The sequence below is a fragment of the Streptomyces olivaceoviridis genome, from assembly GCF_014650115.1.
GTDB lineage: Bacteria > Actinomycetota > Actinomycetes > Streptomycetales > Streptomycetaceae > Streptomyces > Streptomyces olivaceoviridis.
Genome location: NZ_BMUI01000029.1, coordinates 22,744 through 38,230, shown reverse-complemented (window position 1 = coordinate 38,230; position 15,487 = coordinate 22,744). Strand labels below are relative to the sequence as shown.

The 15,487-nt window shown below is 72.7% G+C and carries 16 protein-coding genes; 4 read left to right on the top strand and 12 right to left on the bottom strand.

Translation table 11 applies throughout. From position 1 onward, the window contains the following. From IE273_RS35735 to IE273_RS35715, 5 genes are all read right to left on the bottom strand, one after another. On the bottom strand, positions 1-240 hold the full coding sequence (locus IE273_RS35735; RefSeq protein WP_014675152.1) for a hypothetical protein: 240 nt from the start codon (positions 238-240) through the stop codon (positions 1-3). Next, positions 237-1,739: an Asp-tRNA(Asn)/Glu-tRNA(Gln) amidotransferase subunit GatA gene (gene gatA / locus IE273_RS35730; RefSeq protein WP_189819285.1), complete on the bottom strand. Its 1,503-nt coding sequence runs from the start codon at positions 1,737-1,739 to the stop codon at positions 237-239. Before gatA ends, IE273_RS35735 begins: the two co-directional genes overlap by 4 nt. A 5-nt stretch (positions 1,740-1,744) precedes the next feature. Next, positions 1,745-2,041: an Asp-tRNA(Asn)/Glu-tRNA(Gln) amidotransferase subunit GatC gene (gatC, locus tag IE273_RS35725; RefSeq protein ID WP_004925108.1), complete on the bottom strand. Its 297-nt coding sequence runs from the start codon at positions 2,039-2,041 to the stop codon at positions 1,745-1,747. A gap of 93 nt (positions 2,042-2,134) precedes the next feature. Continuing rightward, positions 2,135-2,629: a cupin domain-containing protein gene (locus IE273_RS35720; RefSeq protein WP_189819284.1), complete on the bottom strand. Its 495-nt coding sequence runs from the start codon at positions 2,627-2,629 to the stop codon at positions 2,135-2,137. Positions 2,630-2,720: 91 nt separating this feature from the next. Then, positions 2,721-3,092 carry a DUF4267 domain-containing protein gene (locus tag IE273_RS35715; protein ID WP_014675149.1) on the bottom strand — a complete coding sequence of 124 codons (372 nt, stop codon included), beginning with the start codon at positions 3,090-3,092 and terminating at the stop codon, positions 2,721-2,723. Positions 3,093-3,188: 96 nt separating this feature from the next. Between IE273_RS35715 and IE273_RS35710 the strand changes: the two genes are divergently transcribed. Beyond that, positions 3,189-3,767 (top strand): TetR/AcrR family transcriptional regulator, encoded by a 579-nt coding sequence (locus IE273_RS35710; RefSeq protein ID WP_189819283.1) that lies wholly within the window; start codon positions 3,189-3,191, stop codon positions 3,765-3,767. A 23-nt stretch (positions 3,768-3,790) separates the two neighbouring features. Here the strand turns inward: IE273_RS35710 and IE273_RS35705 are convergent, their stop codons facing one another. The 5 genes from IE273_RS35705 to IE273_RS35685 form a co-directional block, all read right to left on the bottom strand. Beyond that, positions 3,791-6,013, bottom strand: coding sequence for a putative bifunctional diguanylate cyclase/phosphodiesterase (locus tag IE273_RS35705; protein WP_189819282.1), 2,223 nt, complete (start codon positions 6,011-6,013; stop codon positions 3,791-3,793). A 259-nt stretch (positions 6,014-6,272) separates the two neighbouring features. After that, entirely contained in the window at positions 6,273-8,468 is a 2,196-nt protein-coding gene (gene ligA, locus IE273_RS35700; protein WP_189819281.1) for an NAD-dependent DNA ligase LigA, read from the bottom strand. Positions 8,469-8,483: 15 nt separating this feature from the next. Then, positions 8,484-9,491, bottom strand: a complete 1,008-nt coding sequence (locus IE273_RS35695) for a methionine synthase (protein WP_189819280.1) — start codon at positions 9,489-9,491, stop codon at positions 8,484-8,486. 31 nt (positions 9,492-9,522) lie between these two features. Further along, the gene (locus IE273_RS35690; RefSeq protein WP_189819279.1) at positions 9,523-10,221 is read right to left on the bottom strand and encodes an SDR family oxidoreductase; all 699 of its coding nucleotides are present in this window, start codon (positions 10,219-10,221) and stop codon (positions 9,523-9,525) included. Between the two features lie 40 nt (positions 10,222-10,261). Beyond that, the gene (locus tag IE273_RS35685) at positions 10,262-10,792 is read right to left on the bottom strand and encodes an LOG family protein (protein ID WP_189819278.1); all 531 of its coding nucleotides are present in this window, start codon (positions 10,790-10,792) and stop codon (positions 10,262-10,264) included. A 66-nt stretch (positions 10,793-10,858) separates the two neighbouring features. Between IE273_RS35685 and IE273_RS35680 the strand changes: the two genes are divergently transcribed. After that, positions 10,859-11,182 carry a DUF427 domain-containing protein gene (locus tag IE273_RS35680; protein ID WP_189819277.1) on the top strand — a complete coding sequence of 108 codons (324 nt, stop codon included), beginning with the start codon at positions 10,859-10,861 and terminating at the stop codon, positions 11,180-11,182. Between the two features lie 63 nt (positions 11,183-11,245). Further along, entirely contained in the window at positions 11,246-12,028 is a 783-nt protein-coding gene (locus tag IE273_RS35675; protein ID WP_189819276.1) for an alpha/beta fold hydrolase, read from the top strand. A gap of 26 nt (positions 12,029-12,054) precedes the next feature. Here IE273_RS35675 and mnmA read toward each other — a convergent pair whose 3' ends face one another. Next, positions 12,055-13,185, bottom strand: a complete 1,131-nt coding sequence (gene mnmA / locus IE273_RS35670) for a tRNA 2-thiouridine(34) synthase MnmA (RefSeq protein ID WP_189819275.1) — start codon at positions 13,183-13,185, stop codon at positions 12,055-12,057. Between the two features lie 106 nt (positions 13,186-13,291). Here mnmA and IE273_RS35665 point away from each other — a divergent pair, with 106 nt between their 5' ends. Continuing rightward, positions 13,292-13,978: an N-acetylmuramoyl-L-alanine amidase gene (locus tag IE273_RS35665; RefSeq protein WP_189819274.1), complete on the top strand. Its 687-nt coding sequence runs from the start codon at positions 13,292-13,294 to the stop codon at positions 13,976-13,978. Here the strand turns inward: IE273_RS35665 and IE273_RS35660 are convergent. Further along, positions 13,971-15,140 carry a cysteine desulfurase family protein gene (locus IE273_RS35660; protein ID WP_189819273.1) on the bottom strand — a complete coding sequence of 390 codons (1,170 nt, stop codon included), beginning with the start codon at positions 15,138-15,140 and terminating at the stop codon, positions 13,971-13,973. The two genes, IE273_RS35665 and IE273_RS35660, sit on opposite strands and share 8 nt — an antisense overlap. Positions 15,141-15,487 lie beyond the last annotated feature (347 nt).

The following is a 15,487-nucleotide window of genomic DNA, read 5'->3' as shown; positions in this document are numbered from 1 at the left end:
TCAGCCCAGCAGGACGTCGTCGTCGCCCAGCCGCTTCAGCTCGCGGTAGAGGATGGCGAGGCCGGTGACGATGCCGGCGGCGGTGACGACGGCGTCGACGAGCCGCAGCGTGTCGTTCTCGGCGCGGGCCTTCTTGATCTGCTTGGCGGCGCCGACCGCGCCGAACGCGGTGGCGGCCATGGACAGGTACGTACCGGACTTGGACTTCTTGAAGCCCTTGGCCTTGGTCAGTGCGCTCACAGCGACGGTGCCTCCTCCAGCAGCGGGTGACCCCACTTTTCCACGAAGGCGGCCTCGACGGCGGCGCCCACCTTGTACAGCCTGTCGTCCTTCATCACCGGGGCGATGATCTGGAGGCCGACCGGGAGGTTGTCCTCCGGGGCGAGCCCGCAGGGCAGGGACATGGCCGCGTTGCCCGCCAGGTTGGTCGGGATGGTGCACAGGTCCGCGAGGTACATCGCCATCGGGTCGTCGGCGCGCTCGCCGATCGCGAAGGCGGTGGTCGGGGTCGTCGGGGAGACGATCACGTCGACCTGCTCGAAGGCCTTGTCGAAGTCCTGCTTGATCAGCGTGCGGACCTTCTGGGCGCTGCCGTAGTACGCGTCGTAGTAACCGCTCGACAGGGCGTACGTGCCGAGCATGATGCGGCGCTTCACCTCGGGGCCGAAGCCCGCCTCACGGGTGAGGGAGGTGACCTCCTCGGCGGAGTGCGTGCCGTCGTCGCCGGTCCGCAGGCCGTAGCGCAGGCCGTCGAAGCGGGCGAGGTTGGAGGAGCACTCGGAGGGGGCGATCAGGTAGTACGCCGACAGGGCGAGGTCGAAGGACGGGCAGTCCAGCTCGACGATCTCGGCGCCCAGCTCCTTGAGCAGCGCGACCGACTCGTCGAAGCGCTGGATGACACCCGCCTGGTAGCCCTCGCCGCGGAACTGCTTGACCACGCCGACGCGCATGCCCGCGACGCTGCCGTTGCGCGCGGCCTCGACCACCGGCGGGACCGGGGCGTCGATGGAGGTGGAGTCCAGCGGGTCGTGCCCGGCGATGACCTCGTGCAGCAGCGCCGCGTCGAGCACCGTGCGGGCGCAGGGGCCGCCCTGGTCGAGCGAGCTGGAGAACGCGACCATGCCGTAGCGGGAGACCGCGCCGTACGTCGGCTTCACACCGACCGTGCCGGTGACGGCGGCCGGCTGGCGGATGGAACCGCCGGTGTCGGTGCCGATGGCGAGGGGCGCCATGTGCGCGGCCAGCGCGGCGGAGGAGCCGCCGCCGGAACCGCCGGGGATCCGGGTGAGGTCCCACGGGTTGCCGGTCGGGCCGAAGGCACTGTTCTCCGTCGACGACCCCATGGCGAACTCGTCCATGTTGGTCTTGCCGAGGATGACGACGTCGGCGGCCTTGAGCCGCTTGGTGAGCGTCGCGTCGTACGGCGGGATCCAGCCCTCCAGGATCTTCGAGCCGACGGTCGTGGGCACGCCCTCGGTGGTGAAGATGTCCTTGAGCGCGAGCGGGACGCCGGCCAGCGGGCCGAGCTTCTCGCCGCGCTCCCGCTTCTCGTCCACGGCACGGGCCTGGGCGAGGGCGCCCTCGCGGTCGACGTGGAGGAAGGCGTGCACCTTCTCGTCGACCGCCTCGATCCGGGCGAGGTGGGCCTCCGTGACCTCGACGGCCGTCAGCTCGCCGGAGGCGATCTTCGCGGCGGTCTCGGCCGCGGTGAGCCTGATGATGCTGTTCTTGTCCGTCATGGCGGTCACTCCTCCCCCAGGATCTGCGGCACCTTGAAACGCTGCTGCTCCTGTGCCGGGGCGCCGGAGAGCGCCTGCTCGGGGGTGAGCGAGGGACGGACCTCGTCCGGCCGCATGACGTTCGTCAGCGGCAGCGGGTGGGAGGTCGGCGGTACGTCTTGGTCGGCGACCTCGCTGACGCGGGCGACCGCGCCGATGATGTCGTCCAGCTGTCCCGCGAAGTGGTCGAGTTCTTCGGGCTTCAGCTCCAGACGCGCCAGCCGGGCGAGGTGGGCGACCTCCTCGCGCGTGATGCCAGGCATGCAGCGATCCTCTGGGGTGAGTGTGTGTGGTTTGGGCCCAATCCTATGGGGCGGGGCGGCGTGACCGTGAAACGGTTTCCCCCCGCCCCGGCCTCAGCGGCGCCGCCCGTCCCAGACGTCGCTCCTCAGGAAGTGGTTGTCGTACAGCTCCTGGACCTCCAGCAGGCTCTCCGGGGTGACCTCGCCGAGGCGGATGCGCTGGAGGTGGCGGAAGTACTCGAAGCGCTCGACGCCCGGGGTGATGACGATGAGCAGGTCCGCGGTGCTGCCGGGGGCGGCGGCGAAGGCGTGGGGCCTGTCCGGCGGCACGATGATCAGGTCGCCGCGCCCGGCGGTGACGACGTCGTCGCCGGACAGCACCTCGGCCTCGCCGTCGAGCAGGTAGAACATCTCGGCCGAGTTGTGGTGCACATGCGGACGGGCCCCGTCGGCACCCTCGGCGAGCGTGACGCGCACGGTGGACAGCGCGCCGCCGCTGGCGCTGCTGTCGGCCAGCAGCTTGACGGCGACGGGCGCGCCGCCGACGACCTCGGCCTCGGCGTCCCGGACGAGCACGGTGTCGTCGAACTCGGGCACGAACAGTGACATGACACATCCCCCTTGTGTGGTGATCGGACCGTTGGATGGCGGTCGGACCGCCGTGTGGTCGGACCGCCGTGTGGTCGGACCGCTGTGTGGATCAGACCGCGAAGAGCAGTCCGGCACTGATCAGTACAACGACCGCGGTGGCGAAGTGGATCCCGAAGGCGACGGCTTTCGGGCCGCCGTTGCGCAGGACTATCAGCGTGTCGACGAGCGGGACGAGCGCGACGCAGACCATGAACCAGGCCTCGGCGCGGGCCCCGGCGAAGGCGAGCAGGGCGAGGCCCACCAGCCCGAGGGTGCCGTCCCTGAGTCCCTTGACCGACAGGTAGGCGCGGGCGTCGCCGTGCGGGTCGGCGGGGACTCCGTAGCCGGCCGCCGCGGGGCCGGGCTGGAACCAGAACCGGTAGGCGAGGAACACGCAGAACAGGTCGAGCAGGACGGCCAGGGTGTACGCGGTGACGGTCATGTGCTGTTCTCCCCCATTGGTTGCTAGCAGCGCTAGGTGTGAGAGCGAAGCTAGCAGAGCATCGACAGATTGGCTAGCGTTGCTAGAATCGTGGCCATGTCGATCCAGACGCGCCGGGAGCGCGAACGAGCGGAACGGGAGCGGCTGATCGTCACGGCCGCTCGGGAGCTGGCGGAGGCCGAGGGCTGGGACGCGGTGACCACGCGCCGGCTGGCCGCCGAGATCGAGTACAGCCAGCCGGTCCTCTACAGCCACTTCAAGGGCAAGGACGCGATCATGGCGGCGGTCGCGGTGCAGGGGTGCGCCGACCTGGCGACGGAGCTACGGCGGGCCCGTACGGCGGCGCGGGGCACGCGGGGGGCACTGGCGGCGGTGGCGGAGACGTACACGTCCTTCGGCAGGCGCCGGCCCGCCCTCTACGACGCGATGTTCACCCACCTGGTGGACCTGCCGTTCGCCACGGAGCAGGCGCCGGCCCCGCTGTGGGACGCCTTCACCGAACTGCGCCTCGTGGTGGAGCCGATCGCGGCCGAGGGCGATGACCTCGGGCTGCTGACGGAGACGTTCTGGGCGGGGCTGCACGGGCTGGTGACGCTGATGCGGAGCGGCAGGCTGCCGGAGCACGCGCACGAGGCGCGCCTGGCCCTGCTCGTCGGCCACTTCGCGGGGCGCTAGCCGGCCGCGGACCGGCCGGTGGGCTACTCCGTCGCGGGCAACGCGGCGCGCGGGCGCTGCCAGCCACGGGAGCCCCGCGCCAGCAGCCACGCCGTGGTCTCCTCGGGCGGCATCGCCGCGGCGACCAGCCACCCCTGCACCGCGTCACATCCCAGGTCCCGCAGCCGCTCCCACGTCTCGTCGTCCTCGACCCCCTCGGCGACGACCAGCAGACCCAGCGAATGCGCGAGATCCACCGTGCAGCGCACGATCTCCGCGTCCTGGGTGTCGACGGCCAGCCGGGCCACGAAGGAGCGGTCGATCTTCAGCTCACTGACGGGGAGCCGCCGTAGGTGCACCAGCGACGAGTACCCGGTGCCGAAGTCGTCGAGGGACATCTTCACGCCGTGTCCGGTGAGCCCGGCGAGGGTGTCGGCGGCCCGCTGCGGGTCCTCCAGCAGCACGTGTTCCGTGATCTCCAGCTGGAGCGCTCCGGCGGGGACGCCGTGCCGGGCGAGGCGCGCGGCGACCGATCCGGCGAATCCGGGGGTGTGCACATCGCGCGGGGAGACGTTGACGGCGACCGGCACCCGCAGGCCCTGTGCACGCCACCGGGCGACCTGGCCGAGCGCGGTCTCCAGGACGTACTCGGTGAGGTGGGGCATCAGCCCCGAGGACTCGGCTATCGCTATGAACTCGTCCGGCGGCACCTTCCCGCGCTCGGGGTGCACCCAGCGGACCAGGGCCTCCAGGCCGGCGACCTGTCCGTCGAAGCGGACCTTGGGCTGGTAGTGGAGCTGCACCTCGTGCGCGTCCAGTGCCCGGCGCAGGTCGCCCAGCAGGCCGAGGCGGTCCGGGGTGTTGGAGTCCCGCTTGGACTCGTACACCTCGACGCCCGTACGGTCCCTCTTCGCCTGGTACATCGCGACGTCGGCGCGGCGCAGGAGCCCTTCGGCGTCGAGCGCGTGGTCGGGGAAGACGGCGACGCCGGCGCTGGCCTCCAGGACGAGGGTGAGTCCGTCCAGGTCGAGCGGGGAGCTGAGGGCGGAGACGAGGCCGCGGGCGACCCGGGTGGCCGACGTGGTGGAGTCGGCTACGGGCAGTAAGACGGCGAACTCGTCACCGCCGAGCCGGGCGGCCTCGGCGCCGCGCGGCAGGGCGAGCCGCAGCCGGTCGGCGATCTGGAGCAGCAGCCGGTCACCGGCCAGATGACCGAGGGTGTCGTTCACCGACCGGAAGCGATCGAGGTCGATGAGCATGAGCGCGGCGCGTGCCCCGATGCGGTCGGCGTCGTCCAGGGCGGTCCAGATGCGCTCCAGCAGCCACTGCCGGTTGGGCAGCCCGGTCAGCGGGTCGCGCAGCTGCTCCTCGGCGCGGGCGCGGGCCATCCACAGCGTGGAGTCCAGGGCGATGAGCGGGATGGCGAACAGCGGGAGGAGGATCGGCCGGGCGACGGCGACCACGCACAGCAGAGGCGCGATGCCGAGCAGGGCGACGGCGACCAGGCCCTGCCGGACCAGGGCGGTGCGGGCGACAGTGGGCATCCCGCCGCCGCGGGGGGCGTTCAGGTACCACAGCAGGCCGCGGCTGACGGCGAGGTAGGCGACCGCGACCAGCACGATCTCGGGTGCCGTGGCGACGCTCCAGCTGTCGGGCCGCCAGGGCTCCTCGACGCTCGGGACGTTGCCGAACGCGCCGAGCAGCAGGGCGCCGACACCGATGCCGAGGATGTCCACCGCGCCGTGCAGCACCCCTTGCCGCCAGCAGTTGCGGCGGGCGATGCCGACCAGGACGACGACGGTGAGGCTGACCAGGCCGGCGGGCACCCAGCCGTACAGCAGCAGGACGGCGAGGGTGAGGGCGGCGCCCGATCCGGTGCCGCCCCACCAGCGGGCGCGGCCCAGCATCACGAGGTGGCCGACGATGACGCCGGTGAGCAGGGCCAGCGACCAGCCGACCGTGCCGCCGGGGAAGAGGGCGTGGTGGCCGGCGTAGGCGCGGTAGAAGCCGGCGCCCAGGACGCACCCGGCGGCGGCCACGACGGCCGCGGGCAAGGCGGTCCCGGACAGGTGCCGTTCGGTGTCGGCGCCGGCCAGGCCGGGGGCGGGCGCGACGGCGGACAGGGGCGCGCGGGCCTCGCCGGCGGGGCGTGGCCGCACGGCCGTGCGCGCGTCGGCCCGTCCGGTCCACCGGTTCCCCCGCCACACGCCCGCGCGGCGGCGCAGGCGCAGCCATGAGTCCGGGGCGGCGCTCTCGGTCGGTTCCATTCCCGTCCCTCTCACAGCCGGCGGTGCCCACGCCACGCGGCCCGATGCCCGACAACCATCAGCAGCTCCGCGTCGAAGAAACCTTCTCCGCGCCTCTGGAGGGCACGGAGGTGCCCCAGCCGTAGCTGGGCACGGCAGGCGCACACCTCAACAGTAGGCCGCGGAAGGCTTCCACGGGCAGCGGTCTCCGACGGTTGCCCGAATGCGCCCGGGCCACCCGTATGCATCTGATATGCGCCGATCGGGTGGCCTTCAACCGCTACTCCCCGGTCGGAAGCGCGACTTCGGCCGCCGCTTCGGGGCCCTGCTCCAAGAGGACGCCGAAACCGTCCTCGTTCAGCACGGGAACCTTCAGTTGCATGGCCTTGTCGTACTTCGATCCGGGGTTGTCACCCACAACGACGAATGCGGTCTTCTTCGACACCGAACCGGTCACCTTCGCGCCCTGGCGCTGCAACGCCTCCTTCGCGCCGTCCCGGGTGTAGTTCTCCAGCGTGCCGGTGACGACGACCGTGAGCCCCTCCAGCGGACGCGGCCCCTCCTCCTCGCCGGACGACTCGTCCTCCAGGGAGACGCCCGCGGCCTTCCACTTGCGGACGATCTCGCGGTGCCAGTCCTCGGCGAACCACTCCTTGAGCGCGGCGGCGATGATGGGACCGACGCCGTCGGTGGCCGCCAGCTCCTCCTCGGTCGCCTGTTCGATGCGGTCGATGGACCGGAACTCGCGCGCGAGGGCCTGCGCGGCCACCGGTCCCACGTGCCGGATCGACAGCCCGTTCAGGAAGCGGGCCAGCGGACGGGACTTGGCCGCCTCGATGTTCGCCAGCAGGGCGAGGGTGTTCTTCTTCGGCTCGCCCTTCTGGTTGGCGAAGACCGTGACGACCTTCTCCTCGCCGGTCTTCGGGTCGCGCTTGGGCAGACCGCTGTCCTGATCGAGGACATAGGCCTTGATGGGCAGCAGTTTCTCCACCGTCAGGTCGAACAGGTCGCCCTCGTCGACCAGCGGCGGGTCGGCGGGCTCCAGCGGGCGCGTGAGCGCGGCGGCGGCCACCGCGCCGAAGTGCTCGATGTCCAGGCACTCCCGGCCGGCGAGATAGGACACCCGCTCCCGCAACTGGGCGGGGCAGGTACGGGCGTTGGGACAGCGGAGGTCGATGTCGCCCTCCTTCATGGGCCGCAGCGGCGTCCCGCACTCGGGGCACTCGCTCGGCATCACGAACTCCCGCTCGCTGCCGTCCCGCAGGTCGACCACCGGGCCGAGGATCTCCGGGATGACGTCACCGGCCTTGCGCAGCACCACGGTGTCGCCGATGAGCACGCCCTTGGCCTTGACGACCTCCTGGTTGTGCAGGGTGGCGAACTCCACCTCGCTGCCCGCGACCGTGACCGGCTCGACCTGCGCGTACGGCGTGACCCGGCCCGTGCGGCCGACGCCCACCTTGATGTCGACGAGCTTGGTGTTGACCTCCTCCGGCGCGTACTTGTAGGCGATCGCCCAGCGGGGCGCCCGCGCGGTGGAGCCGAGCCGGCCCTGGAGGCGGATCTCGTCCAGCTTGACCACGACACCGTCGATCTCGTGCTCGACGGAGTGGCGGTTCTCGCCGTAGTACGCGATGAACTCCCGTACGCCGGCGAGGTCGTCGACCACGCGGTTGTGCGGGGAGGTGGGCAGGCCCCAGGTCTTCAGCAGGTCGTACGCCTGCGAGAGCCGGGTCATGCCCGTGAAGCCCGCCAGGGCGCCGATGCCGTGGACGACCATGTGCAGCGGGCGGGTCGCGGTGACCCGCGGGTCCTTCTGGCGCAGCGAACCGGCGGCGGCGTTGCGGGGGTTGGCGAAGGGCTTGTCGCCGGCCGCGACCAGGCGTTCGTTCAGTTCGAGGAACTTCTCCATCGGGAAGTAGACCTCGCCGCGGATCTCCACCAGGTCGGGCACCTTGTCGCCCGCCAGGCGGTCCGGGATCTCCGCGATCGTCCGGACGTTCGGCGTGATGTCCTCACCGGTGCGGCCGTCGCCGCGGGTGGCCGCGCGCGTGAGGCGGCCCTTCTCGTAGGTGAGGTTGACCGCGAGGCCGTCCACCTTCAGCTCGCACAGGAAGTGGTACGTCTGGTCGCCCAGCTCCCTGGCGACACGGTCGGCCCAGGCGGCCAGCTCGTCGTCGTTGAACGTGTTGTCGAGCGAGAGCATCCGCTCGCGGTGCTCGACCGCCGTGAACTCCGTCTCGTACGACCCCGAGACCTTCTGGGTCGGCGAGTCGGGGGTGCGCAGCTCCGGGTACCGCTCCTCCAGGGCCTCCAGGGACTTGAGGAGCCGGTCGAACTCCGCGTCGCTGATGACGGGAGCGTCCTTCACGTAGTACCGGAAGCGGTGCTCCTCGACCTGCTCCGCCAGCTGCGCGTGCTTGTCGCGGGCCTCGGCGGGCACCGCCGTCGTCTCCGCCTGCTTGTCGCCGGCCACCGTGTTGTCCTCCCGTTACTCAGGGTTGTCCGCGAGGGATCTCGCCGCCCGGACGCAGTGGGCGAGCGCCTGGCGCGCGTACGCGGGGGAAGCGCCCGCCAGCCCGCACGCCGGGGTCACCGTGACGGCCTCCGCGAGCAGCCCCGGGTGCAGCCCCAGCCTGCGCCACAACGTCCTGACACCCATGACGCTACCGGCAGGGTCTGACAACGGGCCGTCCGTGCCCGGCACGACACCGGTGAACAGCCGCGTGCCGCCCTCCACGGCCTCGCCGACCGCCTCGTCGTCACGCTCGGTGAGGAGCGCGAAGTCGAAGGAGACGGCCGCCGCACCGGCCCGCCGCAGCAGGGCGAACGGCACGTCCGGGGCGCAGGAGTGCACCACCACCGGCCCGCCGGCGTGCGCGCCGACGACGTCGCGGAGCGTGGCCTCCACGACCTGCCGGTCCACAGCCCGGTGGGTGCGGTAGCCGCTCGCCGTACGGACCTGTCCGCGCAGGACGGCCGTGAGGGAGGGCTCGTCGAGCTGGAGGACGATCCGGGCGCCCGGGACGCGGCGCCGCACCTCGGCGAGGTGCAGCCGCAGCCCCTCGGCGAGCGAGGCGGCGAGGTCCCGGCAGGCGCCGGGGTCCGACAGGGCGGCCTCGCCGTTCTTCAGCTCCAGGGCGGCGGCCAGTGTCCACGGCCCGACGGCCTGCACCTTCAGGTCGCCCTCGTAGCCCTGGGTGAACTCCTCCAGGGCGTCCAGGTCCTCGACGAGCCAGGACCTGGCCCGCCTGGTGTCCCGGCCCGGCCGGTCCCCGAGCCGCCACCCGCTGGGCTCCACGCGGGCGTACAGCTCGACCAGCATCCCGGCGGTCCGGCCGATCATGTCGGCGCCGGGCCCGCGCGCGGGCAGCTCCGGGAGGAACGGGAAGTCCTCGAAGGATCCGGTGGCGGTCTTGGCGGCTTCCCTCGCGTCCCCGCCGGGCAGGGAACCGACGCCGGTGGCCCCCGGGAAGCTGAACTGGCTGTTTTCGCTCACCAGGGAAGCCTACGGAACCCCCCGGCCGAGGTCAGCGCCCCGGACGTACCGTCAGGTCGTTGATCTCCGCGTCCCTCGGCAGGTCCAGGGCGGCCAGGATCGTCGTGGCGACCGACTCGGGGTCGATCCACCTCGACGGGTCGTACTCCTTGCCCTCCTGCTGGTGCACCTTGGCCTGCATGGGGCTCGCGGTGCGGCCCGGGTAGACCGAGGTGACGCGGACGCCGTTCGCGTGCTCCTCCTGGCGCAGGGAGTCGGCGAGGGCCTTCAGACCGTGCTTGGAGGCGGCGTACGCCGACCAGCCGGCACTGGCGGAGAGGCCGGCGCCGGAGTTGACGAAGATCACATGGCCGCGGGTCGCGCGCAGCTGCGGCAGGAAGTGCCGGGTCAGCTCGGCGGGGGCGATCAGGTTGACGTTGAGCTGGTGGCGCCAGGACTTCGGGGTCAGGTCGCCGACCTCGCCGAGGTCGACGACTCCGGCGATGTGCAGCAGGGAGTCGACCCGGTCCGGGAGCGTCTGGTGGGAGAACGCCCAGGACAGCTTGTCCGGGTCCGCCAGGTCGCCGACGAGGGTGCGCGCGCCGGGGAACTCGGCCGCCAGTTCCTTCGCGCGGCCCGCGTCGCGCGCGTGCAGCACGATCTCGTCCCCGCGCGCGTGCAGCCGGCGGGCCACGGCCGCGCCGATGCCGGAGCCCGCCCCGGTGATCACATGAGTAGCCATGACCGCCATGCTCGCATCACCGGACGCGGGGCCCCGCGGCGGTGGCCGCTCATGTCGCGGCCTCCAGGTACGCCAGGGCCCCGACCGGCTCGTCGGCGAAGAAGACCAGGTCGGCCAGCGGACGGGGCAGGAAGCCCTCGGCCTCCATGCGGCGGAACTGCTCGCGCAGGCCGTCGTAGAAGCCCGCCGTGTTCAGCAGCACGACCGGCTTCTCGGTGCGGCCGTGCTTCTTCAGCTCCAGGATCTCGGTGGCCTCGTCCAGCGTGCCGGTGCCGCCCACCATGATCACCACGGCGTCGGCCTTCTCCAGCAGCAGCTTCTTGCGTTCGGCGAGGTCGGCCGCGATGATCATCTCGTCGGCGCCGGGCCGCGCCTTGTTCGCCAGGAACTCCACGGAGACGCCCAGCAGCCTGCCGCCCGCCTCCTGCACGCCGTCGGCGACCACCTTCATCAGACCGACGTCGGAACCGCCCCAGACGAGCGTGTGGCCGGCCTTGCCGAGCAGTTCCGCGAACTCGCGCGCGGGGCGCGTGTAGCGCTCGTCGAGGTCGGCGGCGGACAGGAAGACGCAGATGTTCATGGCCTCTACCGTACGGTCCCCGCGCCGGGCGGGAAGAAGCGCGGCCCGTCCCGGCGCTGAACCGGTATGACCCAAGGACACACGATCACGATCCAGAAGAGCGAGCGGCACGTGCGCGTGGTGCGCGGCGACCAGGTGCTCGCGGAGTCCGACCGGCCCCTGGAACTGCGCGAGACGGGCTGCCCGGTCAGGTACTACATCCCCGCCGAGGACGTCCGGCTCGATCTGCTGACGCCGTCCGACACGCACACCGTGTGCCCCTTCAAGGGCACGGCGTCCTACTGGTCGCTGCCGGACGCACCGGACCTCGTCTGGGCGTATCCGGACCCCGACGACGGGGTGGCGGAGATCAAGGACCACTACTGCTTCTACGACACCGAGGTCGTATGACCACCCCCGGCACCGCCGTGTCGTGACCGATGACTGCCGCGCCGTGCGGCAGTCTGCACGGCCATGGACAAGAAGACGACTTCCCGCGACGGCACCTCCCTCGCGTACGGAGTGATCGGCCAGGGGCCCACGGTGATCCTGGTGAGCGGCGCGATGTCCACCGGCGGCACCGTGGCGCCCCTGGCCCGGCGCCTCGCGGACCGCTGCACGGCCGTCGTCTACGACCGCCGGGGCCGCGGCACGAGCGGCGACACCACGCCGTACGACGTCGACCGCGAGATCGAGGACCTGGCCGCGCTGATCGACGCGGTGGGCGGCGAGGCGGCGCTCTTCGGGGTCTCCTCGGGCGGCGCGCTGGTCCTGCGCGCCACGGCGAGCGGGCTGCCCGTCGCCCGGGCGGCGGTCTACGAGGTGCCGTACGCCGACCACCTGGCGGGCGGTGCCGCGCGTGAGGCCACCTACAAGGAGCAGCTGGGCAAGGCGCTCGGCGAGGAACGGCTCGGGGACGCGGTGGAGCTGTTCCTGCGCCTGACGGGCCTCGGCGAGGAGATGATCCAGCGCGCCCGGGAGTCGCCGATGTGGGCCGGCATGGAGGCCGTCGCCCCCAGCCTCGCCCACGACGACGCGGTCATGGGCGACGGTCTGCTCCCCCGGGACCGGCTCGCCGCGATCGGTGTGCCCGTGCTCGCGGTCGCGGGTGGCGCGAGCCCGGAGTGGATGCGGGAGGCGTCCCGGGAGATCGCCGAGACGGTGCCCCAGGGCACGTACCGGGTCCTGGAGGGCCAGACCCACGCGGTGGAACCGGACGTGCTGGGACCGGTGCTGATGGAGTTCTTCGTGAGCTAGGCCGGCCTCGCGGGGCGGGGGCCGGTTCAGACCGCCGCGGCCGTCGCGCGCGTGGTCGACGCGATCGTCGCCGAGCCCACCACGCGCGTGCCGTCGTACAGCACGATCGCCTGGCCGGGGGCGACGCCGCGGACCGGCTCGGTGAACGTCACGCGCAGGGCGCCGTCGACCGGTTCGGCGATCACCTCGGTCTCGCCGCCGTGGGCGCGCAGCTGGGCGGTGTAGGTGCCGGGGCCGGCGGGGGCGGTGCCGCACCAGCGGGGCTTGATCGCGGTGAGGGCGGTGACGTCCAGGGCGTCGGCCGGGCCGACGGTGACGGTGTTGGTGACCGGGGAGATGTCCAGGACGTAGCGCGGCTTGCCGTCCGGGGCCGGGGTGCCGATCCGCAGGCCCTTGCGCTGGCCGATGGTGAAGCCGTACGCGCCCTCGTGCGTGCCCAGCTTGGCGCCGGACTCGTCCACGATGTCGCCCTCGGCCTTGCCGAGCCGCTTGGCCAGGAAGCCCTGGGTGTCGCCGTCGGCGATGAAGCAGATGTCGTGCGAGTCGGGCTTCTTGGCCACGGCCAGGCCCCGGCGCTCGGCCTCCGCGCGGATCTCCTCCTTGGTGGTGACCGTGTCGCCGAGCGGGAACATCGCGTGCGCGAGCTGCCTCTCGTCCAGCACACCGAGGACGTAGGACTGGTCCTTCGCCATGTCGGAGGCGCGGTGCAGTTCGCGGGAGCCGTCCGGGTTCAGGATCACCTTGGCGTAGTGGCCGGTGCAGACGGCGTCGAAGCCGAGGGCCAGCGCCTTGTCCAGCAGCGCGGCGAACTTGATCTTCTCGTTGCAGCGCAGGCACGGGTTCGGGGTGCGGCCGGCCTCGTACTCGGCGACGAAGTCCTCGACGACGTCCTCGCGGAAGCGGTCGGCGAGGTCCCAGACGTAGAACGGGATGCCGATGACGTCGGCCGCGCGGCGGGCGTCGCGCGAGTCCTCGATGGTGCAACAGCCCCGCGCGCCGGTGCGGAACGACTGCGGGTTCGCGGAGAGCGCGAGGTGGACGCCGGTGACGTCGTGGCCTGCTTCCGCGGCGCGCGCGGCGGCGACGGCGGAGTCGACCCCGCCGGACATGGCGGCGAGGACGCGGAGGGGGCGGGTGCGCTGCGGGGTGTCAGTCATAGCCCTTCCAGGGTACGGGGCGCGGGAACCGCGTCGGCCTGATATCCGTTGACGATCGCAGAGGGTGACGGCGGGGCCGGCGACACCGGCGGCGACGGGGGCGGACATGGGCACGGCGAAGGACGACACGGACCGGCGGCTGGGGCGGCGGGCCCTGCTGGTCGGCGGGGCGGCGGCGGCCGTGGGCACGGCCGTGCTGGCCCGGGAGGAGCTGTCCCGGCTGTGGTGGCGGATGCCCGGGGTGGACAAGTCGCGGGTGGCGGGCGCGGTGGACTTCCGGGGCGCGCGCTGGGTGGGTGCCTCGGCGGCGAACTACCGGCTCGCGGACCGGCCGTCCGACTACCGGGTGGACCGGGTGGTCATCCATGTCACCCAGGGCGGCTACGCGTCCGCGGTGAAGGTCTTCCGGGACCCCGGGCACGGGGCGGCGGCGCACTACATCGTGCGCAAGGACGGGCGGGTCACCCAGTTGGTCCGGGAGCTGGACGTGGCCTTCCACGCGGGCAACCGGGAGTACAACGAACGCAGCGTCGGCATAGAGCACGAGGGCTTCGTGGAGGACGCCTCGTCCTTCACGGACGAGATGTACGCGGCCTCGGCGCGGCTGACCGCGGCGATATGCGGGCGGTACGGCATACCCGTGGACCGTGAGCACATCATCGGGCACGTCGAGGTGCCGGGGACGGACCACACCGATCCGGGGCGGTTCTGGGACTGGGACCGGTACCTACGCCTGGTCCGCGCCGAGCGGGAGAAGGCCGGGACGGCCGCGTCACCCCGCGCGGCTACGTGAGCCCGGCCGCGCGGGCGCGTTCCACCGCCGGGCCGATCGCCTTGGCCACGGCCTCGACGTCCGCCTCCGTGGAGGTGTGGCCGAGGGAGAAGCGCAGGGTGCCGCGGGCCAGGTCCGGGTCGGTGCCGGTGGCGAGGAGGACATGGCTGGGCTGGGCGACGCCCGCGGTACAGGCGGAGCCGGTGGAGCACTCGATGCCCTGGGCGTCCAGCAGGAGCAGCAGGGAGTCGCCCTCGCAGCCGGGGAACGTGAAGTGGGCGTTGGCCGGGAGCCGTCCCTCGGGCGCCGGGTCGCCGCCGAGGACCGCGTCCGGTACGGCGCGGCGCACGGCGTCGACCAGTTGATCCCGCAGGGCGCCGATCTCGCGCGTGAACCACTCGCGCTGTTCGGCGGCGAGCCGGCCGGCGACGGCGAAGGAGGCGATGGCCGGGACGTCCAGCGTGCCGGAGCGCACATGCCGCTCCTGGCCGCCGCCGTGCAGGACGGGTACGGGGGTGTGCTCGCGGCCGAGGATCAGCGCGCCGATGCCGTACGGGCCGCCGATCTTGTGCCCGGAGACGGTCATGGCGGCCAGGCCCGAAGCCTCGAAGTCGACCGGGACCTGGCCGAAGGCCTGGACCGCGTCGGCGTGCAGCGGGATGCCGAACTCGGCGGTGACGTCGGCCAGTTCCCGGATCGGCATGACCGTGCCGATCTCGTTGTTGGCCCACATCACGGTGGCCAGGGCGACGTCGGCGGGGTTGCGGGCGACGGCCTCGCGCAGTGCCTCGGGGTGGACGCGGCCGTGGGCGTCGACGGGGAGGTACTCGACGGTGGCGTGCTCGTGCTCGCCGAGCCAGTGCACGGCGTCCAGTACGGCGTGGTGCTCGACGGGGCTGGCCAGGATGCGGGTGCGGGCCGGGTCGGCGTCACGGCGGGACCAGTACAGGCCCTTGACGGCGAGGTTGTCGGCCTCGGTGCCGCCGGAGGTGAAGACGACCTCGCTGGGGCGGGCGCCGAGGGCTTCCGCGAGGGTTTCGCGGGATTCCTCGACCGTGCGGCGTGCCTGGCGGCCGGATGCGTGGAGGGAGGAGGCGTTGCCCGTGATGCTCAACTGGGCGGTGAATGCCTCCGCCGCCTCCGGGAGCATCGGGGTGGTCGCGGCGTGGTCGAGGTAAGCCATGGTGAGGCGATTCTACGGCTCCCCTGCGGTCGGCTTCGGCCGCGAGGGCGTGCCGTTGGCCCCGCGCGTTGCGCTGGCCGCGCCTGGGCGCCTTGCGTTGGCTGGGCCTGGGCACCCTGCGTTGGTCGCGCTGGGCGCCTTGCGTTGGCTGCACCTGGGCTTGGTGGCCGCGCACCCGGCGCTGTCGGCCGTGCCCACCCGTTCCGCCCTGCGGAACGATTGCCCACCGCGGGCAGGGCGGATACGGCGGGTGCGACGGTGCGGCCGGTCCGGCGGGCGTGCGGGTGCGGCGCGGCGACGGTGCGGCCGGTCGGCGGGTGCGGCGGGGCGGCGGGGCGGCGGGGCGG